Origin of the sequence: Nocardia sp. NPDC050713, assembly GCF_040654315.1 — a bacterium.
Classification (GTDB): Bacteria; Actinomycetota; Actinomycetes; order Mycobacteriales; family Mycobacteriaceae; genus Nocardia.
Window position 1 is genome coordinate 90,264 of the sequence record NZ_JBFAHS010000016.1, and the last position, 17,725, is coordinate 107,988.

General features: G+C 68.5%; 13 protein-coding genes. 6 read left to right on the plus strand and 7 right to left on the minus strand.

All coding sequences use genetic code 11. From position 1 onward, the window contains the following. Positions 1-143 precede the first annotated feature (143 nt). Positions 144-1,469 carry a cytochrome P450 gene (locus tag AB0H49_RS26625; RefSeq protein WP_357255287.1) on the plus strand — a complete coding sequence of 442 codons (1,326 nt, stop codon included), beginning with the start codon at positions 144-146 and terminating at the stop codon, positions 1,467-1,469. A gap of 63 nt (positions 1,470-1,532) precedes the next feature. Continuing rightward, positions 1,533-2,201: a hypothetical protein gene (locus AB0H49_RS26630; RefSeq protein WP_357255290.1), complete on the plus strand. Its 669-nt coding sequence runs from the start codon at positions 1,533-1,535 to the stop codon at positions 2,199-2,201. 31 nt (positions 2,202-2,232) lie between these two features. Here the strand turns inward: AB0H49_RS26630 and AB0H49_RS26635 are convergent, their stop codons facing one another. Then, a complete protein-coding gene (locus tag AB0H49_RS26635; protein ID WP_357255293.1) occupies positions 2,233-4,440 on the minus strand; it encodes a serine/threonine-protein kinase in 2,208 nt (735 codons plus the stop codon). Between the two features lie 323 nt (positions 4,441-4,763). Here AB0H49_RS26635 and AB0H49_RS26640 point away from each other — a divergent pair, with 323 nt between their 5' ends. Then, positions 4,764-5,303, plus strand: coding sequence for an LLM class flavin-dependent oxidoreductase (locus tag AB0H49_RS26640; protein ID WP_357255296.1), 540 nt, complete (start codon positions 4,764-4,766; stop codon positions 5,301-5,303). A 17-nt stretch (positions 5,304-5,320) separates the two neighbouring features. Here AB0H49_RS26640 and AB0H49_RS26645 read toward each other — a convergent pair whose 3' ends face one another. The 5 genes from AB0H49_RS26645 to AB0H49_RS26665 form a co-directional block, all read right to left on the minus strand. Next, positions 5,321-7,555: an MMPL family transporter gene (locus AB0H49_RS26645; protein ID WP_357255299.1), complete on the minus strand. Its 2,235-nt coding sequence runs from the start codon at positions 7,553-7,555 to the stop codon at positions 5,321-5,323. Between the two features lie 113 nt (positions 7,556-7,668). Then, positions 7,669-9,207, minus strand: a complete 1,539-nt coding sequence (locus AB0H49_RS26650; protein WP_357255302.1) for a bifunctional 3-(3-hydroxy-phenyl)propionate/3-hydroxycinnamic acid hydroxylase — start codon at positions 9,205-9,207, stop codon at positions 7,669-7,671. A 91-nt stretch (positions 9,208-9,298) separates the two neighbouring features. Next, positions 9,299-11,212: an acyl-CoA synthetase gene (locus AB0H49_RS26655; RefSeq protein WP_357255304.1), complete on the minus strand. Its 1,914-nt coding sequence runs from the start codon at positions 11,210-11,212 to the stop codon at positions 9,299-9,301. Next, complete coding sequence (locus AB0H49_RS26660) at positions 11,209-12,147, minus strand: fumarylacetoacetate hydrolase family protein (protein WP_355003203.1); 939 nt, start codon at positions 12,145-12,147, stop codon at positions 11,209-11,211. The genes AB0H49_RS26655 and AB0H49_RS26660 overlap by 4 nt, the downstream gene beginning before the upstream one ends. Next, positions 12,144-13,277 (minus strand): VOC family protein, encoded by a 1,134-nt coding sequence (locus AB0H49_RS26665; RefSeq protein ID WP_357255307.1) that lies wholly within the window; start codon positions 13,275-13,277, stop codon positions 12,144-12,146. Before AB0H49_RS26665 ends, AB0H49_RS26660 begins: the two co-directional genes overlap by 4 nt. A gap of 135 nt (positions 13,278-13,412) precedes the next feature. On the opposite strand from AB0H49_RS26665, the gene AB0H49_RS26670 reads away from it, so the two are divergent. Together AB0H49_RS26670 and AB0H49_RS26675 are read left to right on the plus strand one after the other, a co-directional pair. Continuing rightward, entirely contained in the window at positions 13,413-14,066 is a 654-nt protein-coding gene (locus tag AB0H49_RS26670; RefSeq protein ID WP_357255310.1) for a TetR/AcrR family transcriptional regulator, read from the plus strand. Positions 14,067-14,143: 77 nt separating this feature from the next. Next, the gene (locus AB0H49_RS26675; protein WP_355003200.1) at positions 14,144-14,878 is read left to right on the plus strand and encodes a GTP pyrophosphokinase family protein; all 735 of its coding nucleotides are present in this window, start codon (positions 14,144-14,146) and stop codon (positions 14,876-14,878) included. Between the two features lie 82 nt (positions 14,879-14,960). Here AB0H49_RS26675 and AB0H49_RS26680 read toward each other — a convergent pair whose 3' ends face one another. Next, positions 14,961-15,356 (minus strand): hypothetical protein, encoded by a 396-nt coding sequence (locus tag AB0H49_RS26680; RefSeq protein ID WP_357255313.1) that lies wholly within the window; start codon positions 15,354-15,356, stop codon positions 14,961-14,963. Here AB0H49_RS26680 and AB0H49_RS26685 point away from each other — a divergent pair. Next, a complete protein-coding gene (locus AB0H49_RS26685) occupies positions 15,331-17,481 on the plus strand; it encodes a type VI immunity family protein (RefSeq protein WP_357255316.1) in 2,151 nt (716 codons plus the stop codon). The two genes, AB0H49_RS26680 and AB0H49_RS26685, sit on opposite strands and share 26 nt — an antisense overlap. Positions 17,482-17,725: the final 244 nt, after the last annotated feature.

The following is a 17,725-nucleotide window of genomic DNA, read 5'->3' on the forward strand; positions in this document are numbered from 1 at the left end:
ATATAGCCGCCACCGCGCCTCTCGCCGGGACGCGAGCAACCGTCCCGCGCCCCGAAAAATAGGGGCAGCCGTCGTGCGAAGTACGCTGCTGCCGCAGCCATTTCGTGCTTGCGAGTCGTCGAGACAGCGGTGAGGATTGCCACGTGTCACAAGCCCCGATATCACTGCGCGAACTCCCCCGGCTCCGCAACCGCCACCTCGGGCAGATCGGTGGACTGATGCGCCCCGGCACCCATCGTTCGCCCCTGCTGGGACTCGGGGAACGATTCGTCGTGTCGCCGCCGGGCTTTCCGACCATGCTGGTCACCCACGAGATGGACGACGTGCGGGCGCTTTTCGCCAATCACGACGACTTCTCGATCGGCCAGGTGCTGAGCCGGTTCTCCAGCCACGACGTGATGTTCGGCAAGCAGACGTTGATCTTCCTCGACGGCGAGGAGCACCGTCGCGAGCGCAAGCTGTTCGCTCCGCCCTTCCAGAGCAAGGCGCTGCGTTCCTACGAGGAGCTCATGGTGGAGGTGGTGCAGCGCGAACTGCCCACCTGGCCGGTCGGTGAACCGTTCGAATTCCTGAAGGCCGGTTACGATTTGGCGATCGGCGTGCTGCTCGGCGTCGTCTTCGGTGATGTGGCGGAGCCGCGGCGGGGACGGCTGAAGCAGGCGATCAGCGCGTGGTTCGGTGAGATCGAGAGTCGCGGTTTCCTCGCCGTCACGCTGCTCACGCCGCTGGTCGGCGGGCTCACGCTGCCCTATCCGCCGCTCACCCGCCGCCAGGCCGAGGTCGACGCCGTCATCCGCGAGGAAATCGCCGCGCGCCGCGCCGCGCCGGGCGAAGGCCAGCGGAAAGACGTGCTGTCCCGGTACGTGGACACCGACCTCGATCAGCACGACGACGCGGCGCTCGCCCGCAACATGCGCGGGGTCCTGTTGGGCGCGTACGAGACCACCGCGATCACGCTCGGCTGGATCGCCGCCATGCTGGTGGCCCACCCGGAGGCCATGGCCGAACTGGATGCCGCCGCCGACGCGGGCGACGGCGCCCGGCTCGACGCCTACCTGGACGCCGTGGTCGCCGAGACGATGCGGCTGCGCCCGGTGTCCCCGTTCACCGGGCGGCTCGCGATCCGCGACACCGTGGTCAACGGAGTCCGAATTCCGAAGGGGGCCATCGTCATCGTCCCGATCCTGCTCATCCACGAATCACCGCGGCACTACCCGGATCCGATGGTCTTCCGCCCTGAACGCTTCCTCGACGAGCGACCGAACAGCCACACCTGGCTGACCTTCGGCGCGGGTGCGCACCGCTGCCTCGGCGCCCAGTTCGCTTTGGTCGAGGCCCGCATCCTGTTCCGCACCGTCCTCGAACAGCGCCGCATCGACGTCGTCCCCGGACCCGTCGAACCGCCGCGCCGGTACCACACCGGGCTCAGCCCGGCGGACAACGCCCGAATCACCCTTCGGCGCCGCTGACCCCTCCGCACAGCCGGTTCCCTGGTTAGACTCGCCGTATTAGAACCTGTTCTAGGAGGCGGTGTGGCGGACGAGCTGATCTTCGCGCTCTGGGGAGTCGGCGACCTGCACGACTCGCGACTGGCCCAGCGGATGGTCGCGGCGGGCGCCGAAAGCGTGCGGCTGAACGTCTCCGACGCCGACGTGGCCGACGCGATGCTGCGGTTGACGACCTTCGACACACCAATCGAAGCCGTGCTCGCCCTCTCGTCCCCGTCCGGCTGCGACCTCGGCGCCGTGCTCGACGCACTCGGCCACGTTTCCGGGCGCCACGAGGGCTGGCGAGTCGAGGTCAGGACGCCGCTCACGCCGCCACCGGTCGCGATCGGCGAGCGCACCCCCGCCCTGGCCAACGTCGCATTCCTGCGCAGGCCGCCGGACCTGCCGTACGACGAATGGCTCGACCGGTGGCGCACCCACCACACCGAGGTCGCCATCACCACCCAGGCCACCTTCGGTTACGTGCAGAACCGCGTCCTCGAGCCGGTCACCGACACGGCGCCGGACATCGCCGCGGTCGTCGAGGAACTGTTCCCCCCGGCCGCCCTGCGCGACCCGCACGCCTTCTACGGCAGCGGCGGCGACCCCGCCGAACTCAACCGGCGCATCCATCGCATGATGGCCAGCGTGGCCACCTTCGGCGCCGACCGCGACATCGACGTCGTCCCCACCAGCCGATACATATTGCACTGAGCCGCACGAACATCCGGACGTACGGGCCTCGTCAGATCACCCGGTCCAGCGCGCGGAGGTCGGCGTCCAGTTTTCGGTAGAGCCAATAGGCGGCGACGAACGCGAGGCCGCCGCCCGCGCACAAGCCGAGGACCGAGTCGCGGACGAGGTAGAGCTCGTCGGATTCGAGGGCGCTGAATCCGGCCAGGACGCCGAGCACCGGGACCGACGCCGTTATCGCGAGGTAGACCGTGGTCCTGCGGCGCAACGAGTGCAGACCGGCGGAGTCGCGCGCGGTGCTCCGGCCGTGGCGCAGGTGGAGCGGATAGACGCAGCGGACGATGTAGAAAGTGGAGAGAAAGAACGTGTAGGCGACGGAGATGGTGCCCGCCACCAGCACCGTCATCGCGGCATGGATCTGCAACCGCAACGGCAGGTCGGTCATCCAGCGCACCATCAGCACGCCCGTCACCGTGGCGATCAGCGCGCCGAGCAAAGTGTTCAGCGCGCACAGGTCGCCCCACAGCAGCGTTCGCGACCGTACTCGCGCGAGCGTGGCCTCGTCGTAGCGCCTGCCCTCGCGCAAGCCGCGCAGGACCGCGAGCATCTCGCGCGAGATGTAGACGTAGATGGCGACTGCCAACGGCAAGACACCGAGGACGCAAGCGATCACGCCCCGGTCCATCTGCGCGTTGACGGCGTCGGGCACGCGCTCCCTGATCAGTTTCTGGGCGTGTACAGCCAGGTAGGCCGTCGCAAGGCCGATGCCGAACAGCGACGACAACCAGAGGATCGGGGTCGGCCACCGCGAAAGACGCGCCCGCCAGCTGTTCGGCGGCGGATAGACGAGGTCGCGGGCCCGAGCCTCGAGGCACAGATCGAGCTGCTGCGCCAATTCCGAACCGTTCGAGTAGCGGTCCGCGGGGTCGGGCGACAGGCACTTCAGCAGGACCCGGCACAGGGCGGGCGGGCAGTCCGGCGGTAGATCGGACAGGAACTTCGAGTCGACGGGTCGGCGGCGCAGTTCGAGCATGCGGGCCAGCGACGTCTCCGACTCGCCCGCGAAGGACTCGTCCTCGAAGGGACGCCGCCCGGTCAGCAGTTCCCACAGCATGACGGCCAGCGCGAAGATGTCGCTGCGCGTGTCCAGGTCGGCGGCGGTCGCGGGCAGCTCGGGATGACAGGCCGCGAGCTGTTCGGGCGACATGTACGACAGCGATCCGCCGAAGTACGCCAGCGGACTCGTGCCCTTCACGCGCTTGCTGAAGCTGACGTTGAAATCGGCCAGCTTCGGAATTCCCTCCGCACTGAGCAGCACGTTCGCCGGTTTGATGTCGCGGTGCAACACCCCGCGTTCGGACGCGTGCTGCAGTGCGTCCGCGAGTCGGCGGCCCAGCCAGGCGACCGTCTCCGGCCAGGTCAGCGCGGCGGTCCGTTCTCGGATCGCCGATTCGGCGGGCCGCACCTCGCCCTTCTCGGCGAGCACGGTGTCGACCGCGTCGAGCAGGAGTTGCCCGCTGTGCTGTCCCTCGGGCGTCGAGCGCCGCAAGCGCAGCACGTCGAGCAGCGTTCCGCCGGGGAGGTACTGCATGTAGAGCAGCTTCAGCTCGCCGTCGGCGATGAGTCGCTGGTCGAAGATCCGCACGATGTACTCGTGGTCCAACTGGGCCAGGGTCTGCGGCTCGCTGCCGTGGTTGTGCGAGATCTTGACCGCGACCAGGCGCTGCATCGATTGCTGCCGCGCCAGATACACCTGGGCGAACGCGCCCGCGCCGATCCGCATCAGCAGGTCGAAGTCGTCGACGTGGTCGCCGACGTCGAAGGCGTCGAGCCGCACTTGCGCGTTCGGGCGGGCGACCATCGTGCTGTGGTAGTCGCTCGCCTGGGCGGTCTCGGGGGTGACCGCCGTGTCGGCGGCGACCGTGCGTGGAGTCGCACCGGCCGCGAGCGCGCTGCGGCGCAGGGCGTGGAATTCCTCGTAGACGAGCTCGTCGGGCATCGGTCCGTCGCGCAGCTCGGGGAACTCCGCGCGGTATTCGGTCAGTCGTTTCGGGATGCGATGGCGCAGGAACCGGTATTCGAGATCGATCTTGATCAGTTCGATCAGCACCATGCGCCGCGCGGCGGGTTCGCTCGGTAGGTACGTCGCCAGGTCGGGTGGTGAACCGGACTCCCAAGCCTCGGAGAACAACGCGACGGCCGTGGCCAGTGCCGTGCGGGTTCGTTCGGCGGAGTCGACCACGTCGAGCGGCTCGTGCATCGGTGGTCCGAAATCAGCCTCGGGCGATCGCGCGAATGTGCGCGATGCGGCCTTGCGGTAGTTGCCCCACGGTGACTCCTTTCCGCGAAACCTCCCCGATCCAGGGTATCGCCCGCAGACCAGCGCACGGGCGGCAACAGCGGATCGGTCGTGGAAGGCGAGCACAGGCGGCCGCACTGCTCAGGCTTGTTTCTCTGAGCAGCGAAGTCGCTATCGCATGGCTAATTCGATAGCCACTCCGCGTCCGACATCCGCCGAGGAATCCACGCGCGATTGGAGGCGTTGACCGCGACATTCGGCCCGCCACCCCGGAGAGGACAGGTATGGAACTCAGCGTCGTCGTCGCTTCGCGCCCCAATGTCTCGCCCGAGCAGGACGTGGCGACCGGCATCGCGGCCGACCGGCTCGGGTATCGCGACATCTGGGTCGGGGAAGGGTGGATCTGGGACGCGTTCGCCCTTGCCACGGCGATCGGCCTGCGAACCACCCGGGCCGCGCTGACTGTGGGACCGATTCCCGTTTCGGTGCGCGACCCCGCCTCGATCGCACGCGCGGCCGCGTCGACGGCGGCGCTGGTCGGCAGACCGGTCGGGGTGGCACTGGGCACCTCGAGCGTGCGAATGGTCGAAGGGGTGCACGGGCGTTCGCGCAGCAGGCCCGTGAGCGCGATGGCCGAGAGCGCGGCGGCGGTGCGTGCGCTGTTCGCCGAGGACCAGGTCGGCTTGGTCGGCGACGCCGCACTCGTGCGCGAGAAGCTGAAGGCCTACACCGCAGCAGGTCTCGACGAGGTGGTGCTGGTCCCCGCGACCGACGGCGACCCGGGCGGCGAACGAACCTTGACCGCCTTCGCGGACTGGCGGTGATACGCCGTTGTCCAGCATCAGATTTCGTGTTCGACTCGAGGCCGAGCGGTGCCCGGTGACACCTCTTTTTCGGTCTCGTGGATGACTCGGCGTTCGAGTTCGGCGCCCTCGATGTCGAGGTCGGGGACGTAGCGGGCGAACCAGCGCGGGTGGTACCACATGCGGTTGCCGACGAGAGCCATGACGGCGGGCACCAAGGTCAAGCGGACGATGAACGCGTCGAGCAGGACACCGACGGCGAGGGTGAACGCCAAGGGTTTGACGATCGGATTGTCGACGGTGGTGAAGGCGACGAAGACACCGAACATGATCAGCGCGGCGGCGGTGACGACGCGCGCGGAGTGGCCGACACCGTTCTGCACCGAGACCGTCGCGTCGGCGGTGCGGGTGTGCTCCTCCTTGATCCGGGAGACGACGAAGATCTGGTAGTCACTGGATAGGCCGAAGATGATGGCCAAGGTGATGATCGGAAGGAAGCTCAGCGTCTGGGCCTTCGTGACGTCGAAAAGCTCGGCGCCCCAACCCCATTGGAACACCGCGACCTGCGCCCCGAGCGCGGCGAAGACCGACAGGATGAATCCGACGATCGACGACAGCGGGACCAGGATGGTGCGGAAGGCGATGGTCAGCAGCACCAGCGCCAACCCGACGACGACCGCGAGGAAGATCGGCAGCGCCTCGGCGAGCCGCCGCGAGGTGTCGATATTGGCCGCGGTGGTGCCGCCGACCAGATACGTTGCGCCGGTGCCGTTCACGATGCGCTCACGGTCGTCCCGCAGTCGGTTGACGAGGTCGGCGGTCGCGGGATCGTCGGGTCCGGTCTTGGGCACGACCTGAATCAGCAGCAGTCCGTTTCCCGTGCCCGCGGGCTGCACGGCGACGACGTCCGGTTCCTGTTGCAGCCGACCCATCACCGTCTGCGCCACGTCCGGGCCGGTGGCACCGGACAGGTCGGTCACGACGAGCAGCGGCCCGTTGAAACCGGGACCGAACGACTCCTCCACCAGGTCGTAGGCCTTGTGGGCGGTGCTCGAATCCGGCTGCGTCGCCCCGCTGGGCAGTCCGAGCTCCATACGCGTGGCCGGAATCGCCAGCACCGCGAGGATCGCGATACCGAGGATCAGCAGCGGAATCCGGAACCGGGTGACGAAGCGTCCCCACGCGTGCCCGAAGGTGCGTTCGGGCTCGTAGGCGGCGATGCGCGCCACCTCCTGCGGGCGTCCGGGGTGCAGCGGCGGCGAGATGAACTTGGCGACCAGATCACCGGCGAACCCCAGCAGCGCGGGCAGCAAGGTCAGCGCGACGAGCATGGCGACCAGCACCGCGCCCGCCGCGGTCAGACCCATGACGGTGAGGAACGGAATGCCCGCCACCGCCAAGCCGCACAACGCGATGATCACGGTGACCGCCGCGAACACCACCGAACTGCCCGCGGTCCCGACCGCGAGCGGAATCGATTCCGCCGCCGTCATTCCCAGCACGATGTTGTGCCGATGCCGGGACAGGACGAACAGCGCGTAGTCGATGCCGCAGGACAGTCCGAGCATCAATGCCAGTGACGTCGCCGCCGACGGCACATCGACGAACGCTGCGACACCGAGGATTCCGGTGATACCGATACCGATACCGACCAATGCCGTGACGATGGGCAGGCCCGCGGCGACCGCCGCGCCGAAGGTGATCAACAGGATGATCAATGCCACGACGACGCCGAGAAGCTCAGGGGTGTGCGAAATCTCGGCCGTGAAACCCGGATACACCGCGCCGGAGAACTCCACATCGAGGCCCGCATCCCGCGCCGGGTCGGCGACGCGGTTCACCTCGTCGAGGGTGTGCTCCTCGACCTCCCCCGCCGACACCGAGAACTGCACGCTGCCGAGTGCGACGCGCTGATCCGGCGACACCGCCTTGGCTTGGAACGGGTCGACGACCGCGGCGACCTGCGGCAGCCCTTTCAACCCGGCCATCACCTGCTCGATCTCACCGGTCACCTGCGGATCGGTCACCTCGGCCATGCCGGGCGTCGCGAAGACGACCTGCATCTGCGCGCCGCTGAACGCGGGCATCCGCTGTTGCAGCAATGACACGGCATCCTGCGATTCGGTGCCGGGGACCGTGAAGTTGTCGTTCGTCTTCCCACCGGTTCCCGCGGCGAACGCGATCGCGGCGCCGAGCAACACGATCCAGATCGCCAGGACCCACCAGCGGCGACGGGCTACGACCTGGCCTAGGGCAAACAGATACCGAGACATGCGGGTCCTCTCACGGAGTCACCAGAGCACACAGCGACGACACGCAACGCGAAATGCCCGTACGATAGCACGCCAAGTGATGATTTCCTCATAAACGCACCAATGGTCAGCAATCATTCGGCGACGCGGGAGGGCCGGGCGCTGGCCGCGAACCGTGGCAGCGCCGCGCAGAGGGCCGACGGGTTTCTTCCGCAGCGTCGCACGGCGCCGTCCGGTCGGACGAGGGCGGCGGCCACGCGACCGCGGCGCAGCCAGCGGTGCAGGTCCGTTCCCGGCGCCGCGGCGAGCACGACACCACCGCGTTCTTCGACCCGCGCCCGGTCCTCGGGCGCCAGGTCTACCGTGGTGACGATCGCGAACCGTCCGCCGACGATCTCGTCGATCGCTCGCCCATCAGGGAGGCGATCGTTCGGCGTCAGCCGACCGACCGGACCGCGTCGAAACAGCGAAGCGTCGACCAGACCGGAGCGGCGCAGGGGCGGGGATTCACCACTGGTGAGCATGCGGGTGAAGCCGGGGAGGCGATGGAGCCGCGGTGCGACAAGGCCGCGCAGGCGATTGCCCAGCTCGCCACCCTGGGTCATCATCACGCCGGTGAGCTTGGCCAGTCGAATCATGGCTTGCGCGTGCGGCTTTCGCTCGGTCTCGTAAGTGTCGAGCACACGCTCGGGCAGCTCGCCGCGCAACACACCGGCCAATTTCCAGGAGAGGTTGGCGGCGTCGCGCAACCCCGCGCCCATGCCCTGACCGATGAACGGCGGTGTGAGGTGAGCGGCGTCCCCGAGCAGGAAGATCCGGCCGACGCGCCAGCGGTCGGCGAGCTGGGCGCGGAAGGTGTACGCGGCGACCCGCACGAGTTCGAGGTCTTCGTCGGGGAGGTCCGCCGTCCACGGGGCGATCAGTGGACGCAGCATAGCGATATCCGGGTAGTCGTCGGCGGTCTCGCCGGAGCGAAGCCGGAACTCCCAGCGGTACCGCGTCTTTCCGATGCGCATGTAGGTCGCGGCCCGGGCCGGATCGCAGACCTGGTGCACCCCGTCCCAGTGTCCGAGGTCGGCGGTCGTGGCGATGTCCACGACCAGCCAGCGCTGCTCGAACCGTAGCTCGCGCATGCGCGCGCCCACCGCACTGCGGACGAGGCTGTTGGCGCCGTCGCAGCCGAGGACATATCGCGCGCGGACGCATTCCGCGCGGCCTGTCGTCCGGTCGGTGAAATCGACACGGACGCAACCGCTCTCCTCGGTCACGGCCGTGACTTCGGCGTTGCCGCGCAGGGTCGCGGCGGGATGTCGCGCGAGGTTCGCGCGCAGGATCGCTTCCAGCTCCGGCTGGTCGAACAGGTTCGCCTCCGGATGCCCGCTGCGCGTGCCTACCGGGTCGCGATCGAATTGCGCGAGCACCCGCAGGCCGGGATCGAGCAAGCGCAGACCGAGCACCGGGCGAGAGATGGCGTCGAACTCGTCACCGACGCCGAGATGCCCGAGGATGCGGCGAATTTCGCCGTCCAGGTGGACGGCTCGCGGCTGCGGATAGACGCTGTCCCACCGTTCCAGTACGAGGCATTCGATACCGTATTGCGCCAGCAAGGTCGCCGCGGTGAGTCCGGCCGGGCCCGCTCCGACGAGCACGACCGGGATCGTGCGCGTGGTCACGGGAAGGCTCCGCCCAGTGTGAGCACGTACGCGGCGGTGGCGAGGCCGGTCACGGCCGCCAGCACGCCGCCGAGCACAGTCGAGACGATTGTCATTGCGCCACCACGACTTTCCAGGCGATCGCGTAGCGGCCGAGGATCGCCTCGACTTCCCGCTCGTCGGTGGCGGGATCGAGTTCGACCGTCGCGACGACCGCACCGTCTTCGACCACCACCGTGATGGCGCACACTCCGGCATTGCCGCCAAGGGCCTCTAGCAATTCGCGGCGGGTCGCGTCGGCGCGCAGTCCCAGCTTGTACGGCTTGCCGACGTCGGTGACCGGCAGCGCGTCGAGCACGGTGACCGTCTTCGGGGCAGCGGCGCGCTCCTGCACCCGCTCGGCGGCCCAGGCGACCAGCTCGTCCTCGGAGATGTCCGCGCCCGCGGTCAAAGCGACATAGGCCACGGGCACCTCGCCGGAGTGCGCGTCCGGGCGACCGACCGCGCCCGCCGCACTGACCCGTGGGTGCTCCAGCAGGGCGTCTTCGATGGTGGCCGGGTCGATGTTGTGGCCGCCGCGGATGATCAGGTCCTTGGCTCGGCCGTGCAGGTGGATGAAGCCGTCGTCGTCGATGTGGGCCAGGTCGCCGGTGTTCAGCCAGCCGTCGACCAGTGTGCCGAGACCGTCGACGAGGTGACCGCGGCCCTCGCGGCCGGTCACATATCCCGCGAAAACCGTTGGGCCGCTGATGATCAGGACGCCGGTCTCGCCCACCGGCAACCTCTCCCACGTACCGTCTCCGGCGAGGCGGACGACCGCGACGCGCTGGTAGGGCATGCGCTGCCCGACCGCACCCGGTCGAGGCCGATCCGGGAAGCTGCGCGCCGTCGCGCAGGTCGCTTCGGTGAGGCCGTAGCCCTCCACCAGGGTCACGCCGGTATGTGTCTGGAAGTTCTCGCGCACGGCGGGCGGCAGCGGTGACGCGCCGACCATCGCGTAGCGCAGGCTGGAGATGTCGGCGTTGATCGGGCTTTGCGCGAGCACGGCGTACACGGTCGGCACCGCGCTCATCGCGGCGATCTCGTAGTGCGCCACGATGTTCCAGAACTCCGCGTACAGGGTGAAGTCGCGGTAGCCCAGCGGTCCGGCCCACACCACCGATTGGCCGCGGAACAACGGCGCGAGCAGGGTGACGACGAGCGCGTTGACGTGGAACAGCGGCAGCGCGGCGAAGACGACCGCGTCCTCGTCGAGCAGGGAGTTGGCGGCGATCATCCACGCGTTGGCCACTTCACCGGAATGCCGGTGCGCGGCCAGCTTCGGCACACCGGTGGTGCCGCCGGTGTGGAACAGGGCCGCCAGATCCGAGGCCGCGGGCGGCACTCCGACGAAGCGCGACGAATCCTGCGCGGCCGCAAGGTCATCGAGATAGCCGACGTGCACACCGTCGATCGCGGGCAGCTCGGGCGCTTGCTCCACCGCGGCGGTGGGGCGCAGCACGAGCAGGGCGTCCACGAGACCCCGCGCGGCCAGCTCACCTGCGCACGCCAAACTCTCGGCGCCGAATTCGGGCCCGGCGACGATCAGGATTCGAGCCCCGGATCGGCCCAGCAGCTTGGCGATGTGATCACGCGAGAGACCGCCGTTGATCGGTGCGGCGATCCCGGCGAGCTGGGCCGCGAGGGTGGCGGGGATCAACTCGGCGCAATTGGGTGCGATGAGCGCGACCGCGTCGCCGCGGCGAACCCCGAGTTCGTGCAGCAGATTCGCGTACCGGTGCACATCGGCGAGCAGTTCGGCGTAGCTGCGGCGCAACGGTTCTCGCCAGCGCGCGGCCTCGGGCAGCACGGTGATCGCCTCGCGTCGCGGCCACCGCGCCGCGGCACGAACGAGCAGCGCGTAGGTGGATTCGGGCAGACCGCGCGCCGCCAGGGGCACAGATTCGATGGCGGCCAAATCCTCCGGCTCGGCGTAGCGAGGCCAGAGCAGATCTTCGGCGGAGGCCGCGAGCGTCGTCTCGGTCACCGGGCGTACCTCACGACCGTGCGCTGGCGACCCAGGTCCAGGACGCCGTCATCGGTGCCGATCGCCGCCTCGACCACGTCGCCGTCTTTCAGGTACTTCGGATTCTTGGCCTGGCCCTTGAAGAACATCTTCCACTTGACCTTCGGCGGCAACAGCGACCCGATGATCTCCACCGGCTTGGGCGGGGCGCTGATCGCGGTACCCACCGGTGTCCCGGTGAGCAGCAGATCACCGGCGTCCATCCGCTGGAACCGGGTCAACTCACGCAGCGCCTGCACCGGCCGGTAGATCATGTCCGCCACCGTCATGTCCTGGCGCACCTCGCCGTTGACCCACAACCGCAACCGCAGATCGGTGAACCGCTTCAACTCGTCGGCCTCCAGCAGCACCAGCGCCGGACCGACCGGGGTGAACGTCGGATACGACTTCGCCTCGTAGAACTGCGTTTTCGGCAACTGCACATCTCGTGCGGAGATGTCGTTGGTGACGACGAGACCCGCGATGTAGTCGGCCAGGTTCTCCGCGTCGATCTCCGAACCGACCGGCATCTCGCGGCCGAAGACCAGACCGATCTCCACTTCGTAATCGAGCAGATTCACGTGGGCGGGCCGGACGACATCGTCGTGCGGGCCGCTGATCGAGCCGGAAGCCTTGCGGAAGAACGTCAGCGGCACGGTCTCCGGATCCATGCCCGAGTCCTTCACGTGCGAGGCGAAGTTCGTCATCTGCGCCACCACCCGGCACGGCGCGGTTACCGGCGAGACAAGCGAAAGGCTCTCCACCGCAACCACATCCGCGCTGACAGCGGCCGCGGCGATCGCCGCACGGTCGGCCAGCAGTTCCCGCGTCGTCGTCGCGGCGGTATCGATACGGGCCGCACCGGCGGGCGTGCGCACCCACCAAGCGTCGGCGGTACGGAGAACGGAAACACTCATGACTTGGCTACTTTCAACAGGCCGCCCAAACGGCGGAGATCGAATTCGTTGTCCTCACGCAGCGCGTCGACGACCGCGCGCAACTCCCGCAGCGACTCAGCGCCCGGCGAGATGCCGAGGAAATCCTTGGTGGCGGGCGGACCCCACTGCGCCAGACCCGACGCGCTCATCGGCGCCCAGCCCGGCTCCAAACTGCAGTCGAACACGTCGCCGTCGCTGAAATGCTCGACCATGAAACCGTCCGGATCACGCCAGTAGTCGAAGATCTGGCTGCCTTGGATATGGCGGCCGATCCCCCACGACCGGTGGTAACCGCGCTCGCGCAGATACTCACCACCTGCGGCCAGCGCGTCCAGATCGGCGACCTGATACGCCGAGTGCACATACCGGTTGGACGGCCCCAAGGTCAGCGCGAGCGTGTGGTGATCGGCCGGAGTCGAACCCAGATCGCAACGGATGAAGCTCATCACCGGCCCGCGCTCGCGCTGGCCCGGGTAGTACAGGAAGTCGCTGACGATCATGCCGAGATTGCTCAGGTACCAATCCAGCGTCTCCCGATACCTGGTCGACTGGACCACGACGTGCCCGAGCCGCTGCACCCGCGCGGGCACCCGAGGCGGCCGCTGCGTAGCGTTCACGCGCACCACGTCATGTCCGAGATTCAGCACATGCGGCTGCTGCACGGGCAGGGCGGGAAGCCGGTGCGTCTCGGCGACGACCCGGACGCGCAGTCCGCTCGGATCGACCAGATCGACGGTCGACCCGCCGAGCGATTCCGGCAGCGGCACCACCTTCGAGTCCGTCGCGGACGCCAATCTCAGTAGATCGGCGGCGTCGGTGGCCTGGAACGCCGGACCGACGAAGCGCGACCGCGCGCCGCGGCGGATCAGCACGCACGGCGAGCCCACGTCGGTTCCGCGCAACCGCACCTCGTCGGCCGTGCGGTGCGCCGTCGTGAACCCGAAAGCATGCGCGAAGGTCTCGGCACGCTCGAGATCCGGCTTCTCGAACTCCAGCCACGCCAGATCGAGCACCTTCACCACCGGATTGCGCGCTCGGCCCGGATGTTCACCCGCCAACGCGCCGCGCTCGCTGTGCAGACCGCTGTGCACATCGTGCTGGCCGCTCATCGACCACTCCCTTTCCAAGTACTGACGATATCGTCACTCACGACCAAGTATTCAGTCAAGTGTTTCTGACAAATTCGTCACTACTGACCCGCGCGCTACTATGACGTGCGAAGACGTCAGGAGAGGTGGACTGCGATGACCGGTTCGGAACCCAACCGCTTGGAGCGCCGCAAGGCGCGCACGCGCGCCGCACTGGTGGGCGCGGCCCAGTCGCTGCTGGCCGAGGGCAGGCTCAACGTGCCGATCCTGGAGATCACCCAGGCCGCGGACGTCGGCATGGGCTCGTTCTACAACCACTTCCAGAGCCGGGAGGAACTGTTCCAAGCCGCGGTCGAAGAAGCGCTCGACCGACACGGCGCGGTCCTAGATTTGCTGTGCGAGGACCTGGACGACCCCGCCCAGGTGTTCGCCCAGAGCTTCCGCCTCACCGGCCGCCTGCACCGCCGCAGCCCCACGCTCAGCAAGGTCCTGCTCGCCGACGGCCTCGGTCTCGTGAGCTCCGAGCGAGGACTCGCACCCCGCGCCCGTCGCGATATCGAAGCGGCGGCCCGCGCGGGACGGTTCCAGGTCCGCGACTCGGAACTGGCGATGACCATCGTCGCGGGCGCCGCGTTGTGCCTCGGCAGACTCCTGCACGACCACCCCGAGCGCGACGACGCCGAGGCCGCCGATCAGGTGGCCGAGGACCTGCTGCGCATGTTCGGTCTGCCCGCCGACGAGGCCACCGAGATCTGCCGCCGACCGCTGCCGTCGCTCGACGCGGCGCCCCAGGACAGCACCGCGGCCTGACGCCTCAGCAACGTCTCAGCCCGCGGTGGCAGACTGGCTGGACACGGCAGATCCGGATTGGCGGGATAGCGAGATTGATGGATTCACCGAACACCGTGCGCGACGACGACCTGGCACACTTTCGCACCGAATTCGCCCGATTCATGATGTCGTACCAGTTCGTCACCTCGGAGTTGATGACCAAGATCAACATCCTGAAGGACGAGTTCACCTACATCCACAAGTACAGCCCGATCGAGCACGTCCGATCCCGCCTGAAGTCGCCGGAAAGCATTCTGCACAAGCTGCGGCGCAAGAACATCCCGGTCACACTGCCCGACATCAGGAAGAACATCGTCGACATCGCGGGTGTGCGCATCACCTGCAGCTTCATCCAGGACACCTACCGGATCGCGGACATGCTGACCAGCCAGTCCGACGTCACCGTCAACGAGGTGCGCGACTACATCGCCAACCCCAAGCCCAACGGCTACAAGAGCCTGCACATTCTGCTCGAGCTGCCGGTCTTCATGAGCGACCGCGTCGAGCACGTGCCCGCCGAACTGCAGATCCGCACCATCGCCATGGACTTCTGGGCGAGCCTGGAACACAAGATCTACTACAAGTACGGCGGCGAGATCCCGGACGAGTTGCTCGCCGAACTGACCGACGCCGCGGACGCCGCGAACCGCCTCGACATGCGCATGGAGCACCTGCACGAGCGAGTCGCGCAATCCCGGCTCACCGCCCCCGGCGAAGAGGGCGCGATCCCGCTGCCCGCCCCGGTCGAACTGCTCGAGTCCCTCGCCCGGGAACACCGCATGTCCCGCTAGCGAGCGGCCCTCGCAAACCTTCGGTCATCCAGCTATCCCCTTCTGCCGAGCCTGAGTCCCCGCCCGGTGACGTCATGTCGCCTCAGCCGGCGCGTCCGTAGTCGTCGGCGAGACGCTCGATGTCGTCCTCACCAACGGCCTGAACCTTGTGCTCGATGCCGTCGAGGGTGACGATGCCCTCGCCGGCCACGATGAACCAGCGCTCGGCCCTGCGCTGATGCCGCTGATAGCTGAGCCGCTGGCCCGGCTTCACCGTGATCGTCCCGCAGGCATCGCGACGCCCGGCGCGCTTCTTCAGTCGGAGGCCGCCTCTACGATGCCGTTGACACCCGAATCCATTGGGGCCGTGTCGACAACGACCTGGAGAACGACGTGCAGCTTTCCGATACCGCGAACGGGCCAGACGAGCTGCGGGAGCACGGCTGTCTGCGGTTCGGCCGGGGTCGCGGCTGATGCTCGAGGCAACGATCTCTCGCATCCTGACCGTGCTGTCCGAGATCGCCGAGCGCGAGGGGGACGAGCCGGATCCGGGACCGCGCCCGCCCGCGTCGGCGCCCGCCGTCGCCGAGGCCCGCCGGGCGCGGGGCGGAAATTTCTCGCCGGAGTATCTGAACTTCCTTCATCTGCACGACGGCTGGCCGGAATTCCCTTGGGGCATCACACTCTTCGGCACGAGCGAGCTGACCGATGACGAGACCTACCCGTACTACGAGGAGACGCTGGAGGACTGCGAGGCGCCGGAGGAACTGATGGACGCCGCGATCGTGGGCGCCTCCGGCAACGATCCTTCCCTGGTCCTGCTGCTCGGCACCGGCGAGGTGGTCGACTTTCTGTACGAGGAGCGAGCCCGGTATCCCGGCTTCGCGGCTTTCCTGGCCGACAGGCTCGCCGCGGTGGAGTCCTATCTGGAGCAGCTGTCGCAGTGCGAGGAGGCCGCGCGCGCCGACTGGACCCCGGCACATCGCGCCGCCAAGGAAGCGCGGCTCGTCGAGGAACTGCGCCGTGCCGCGACCTCACCTCGCGCGGCGGTCCCGGCTGCCGCGGTGCCACCGGCGCACGACCCGATGCCTGCTGCCGTCGAGCCCGGCGAGCTGAGGGTAGGCAAGAAGAATCCCAAGGCGTCGGTGATGCTCGCGCTGGTGCTGTACCTCGGCTCCTATCCCGCACCGGATGAGGTGATCGGCTGCTTCCGGGCCTTCCGTCGCCATTTCCCCGTCGACGGCGCCATGGTCTGGGCCGTGCCGAACGCGTTCGGCGGCTTTCCCGAGGACGCCGAACACCCCGATGACGAGTCGTGGGCCGGGCAGATGCGCGTCGATGTCGGCGGTCACTTCGGCATCCGCATCTCGGTGCGGGCCGGGGCCACCGCCGAGCGCTCCTACACCCTCAACGTCCGCGGCATCCCGCCCACCGACGACGGCCGCCCGCGCGCCTCGTTCTGCGAGGTCATCGTCCCTGTCGACGAGGACCCGGAGCGGCTCGCACGGCTGGCGACCGAGTTGACCGAGCTGCTGCCGGTACGGTCGGGCCACGGCGGATACAGCGCGTACGTCTGGGACCGCGACTCCGCCGAGGACCCGTACCAGCGCGTGTTCTCCTGGTGCCGTCGCTTTTTCGCCCTCGACGTCGGACAGGTCGACGGCTGGCTCGAAGCGGCGACCGAACGCGTGGTGGGCGCCGGCTGGCTGACCGTCCTCGGCCCCGCATTCGTCACGCACCTCGCAGGTACCGCACTGCCGACCTTCACCACCCCCGGCATCACCGTGACCCGCGCGCAAGGTGGCGGGGTCGTCATCCGGGCGGGCGAGCGCCCTTCCCTCGGCGATGTGCACCGCGGTGAGTTTCCTTCTGCCCTGGCCGAGATCGGCCGGTACCTGCTGCCGCTCGAGACCGGCGGCTGGCATCACACGTCGACCTGGTGGCCCACACCCGGCCAGGTCTGGCAGCTGACCTACGACGAGCTTCCCGGCGGTTTCACCGACCACCGCGCCACATCGGCCTGGCTGACCCGTCTCGTTGACCCGCAACGCTTCCTCGGCCCCACCGCCCGCGAGCAGGCCGAGGAACTTCTCGATCAGCTCAGCCGCCGACACGGCGGCGACTGGGCCGACCAGTGGCGCGCCGATCCCGACGACTTCGCGTGGCTGCTCGGTCTGCTCACCAACGCCGCCCATCCCGCGGCGAGTTCGGAGAGTGTCACCGCCCTGGAGTTCGTCACCGGCTTCCCGGGCGACGCGCCCGCCGAGGCGTACAACCGGCTGATCTACGCCTACCTGCGGCACGACCACCTCGACCGCGCCGAGGCTCTGCTGCCGACCGCCCTCGAACACGCCCCGCGCGCCCCGCACATCTTCCACAACGCCGCCTGCGTCGCGGCCCGCACCGGCGACCACAAGCGCGCCTTGGAATTCGTACGCGCCGCGAAGCAGCACGGGTACGTCGATTTCGCGTCGATCCGCGAGGACGGGGACCTGCGTGGTCTGCACGACGACCCCGCCTTCGTCGAACTCTTCACGACCGGCTCCGGCTCCGGCTCCGGCTCCGGCTCCGGCTCCGGCTCCGGCTCCGGCTCCGACTCCGACTCCGACTCCGGAGAGGAATAGCAGGGCGTGCAGGCAGCAGGGAACGCCCGTCGGGGATGCGAGCACAGAGACGACCGGCTCGTGCAACCAGCTCTGCTCCGGCGGGTCGAGTGTGACATCAATTCCGCCTCGATGGGTTGTGCGGCAACGTGTCTCACTCGGCGTAGCAGGCCGGACACAGCGGCACCGGTCGGGTTCGCACGCCGAATCCGGTGCCCGATATCGACTCTGGACAACCTTACCGAACCGTTGTTACTGTCCAGTA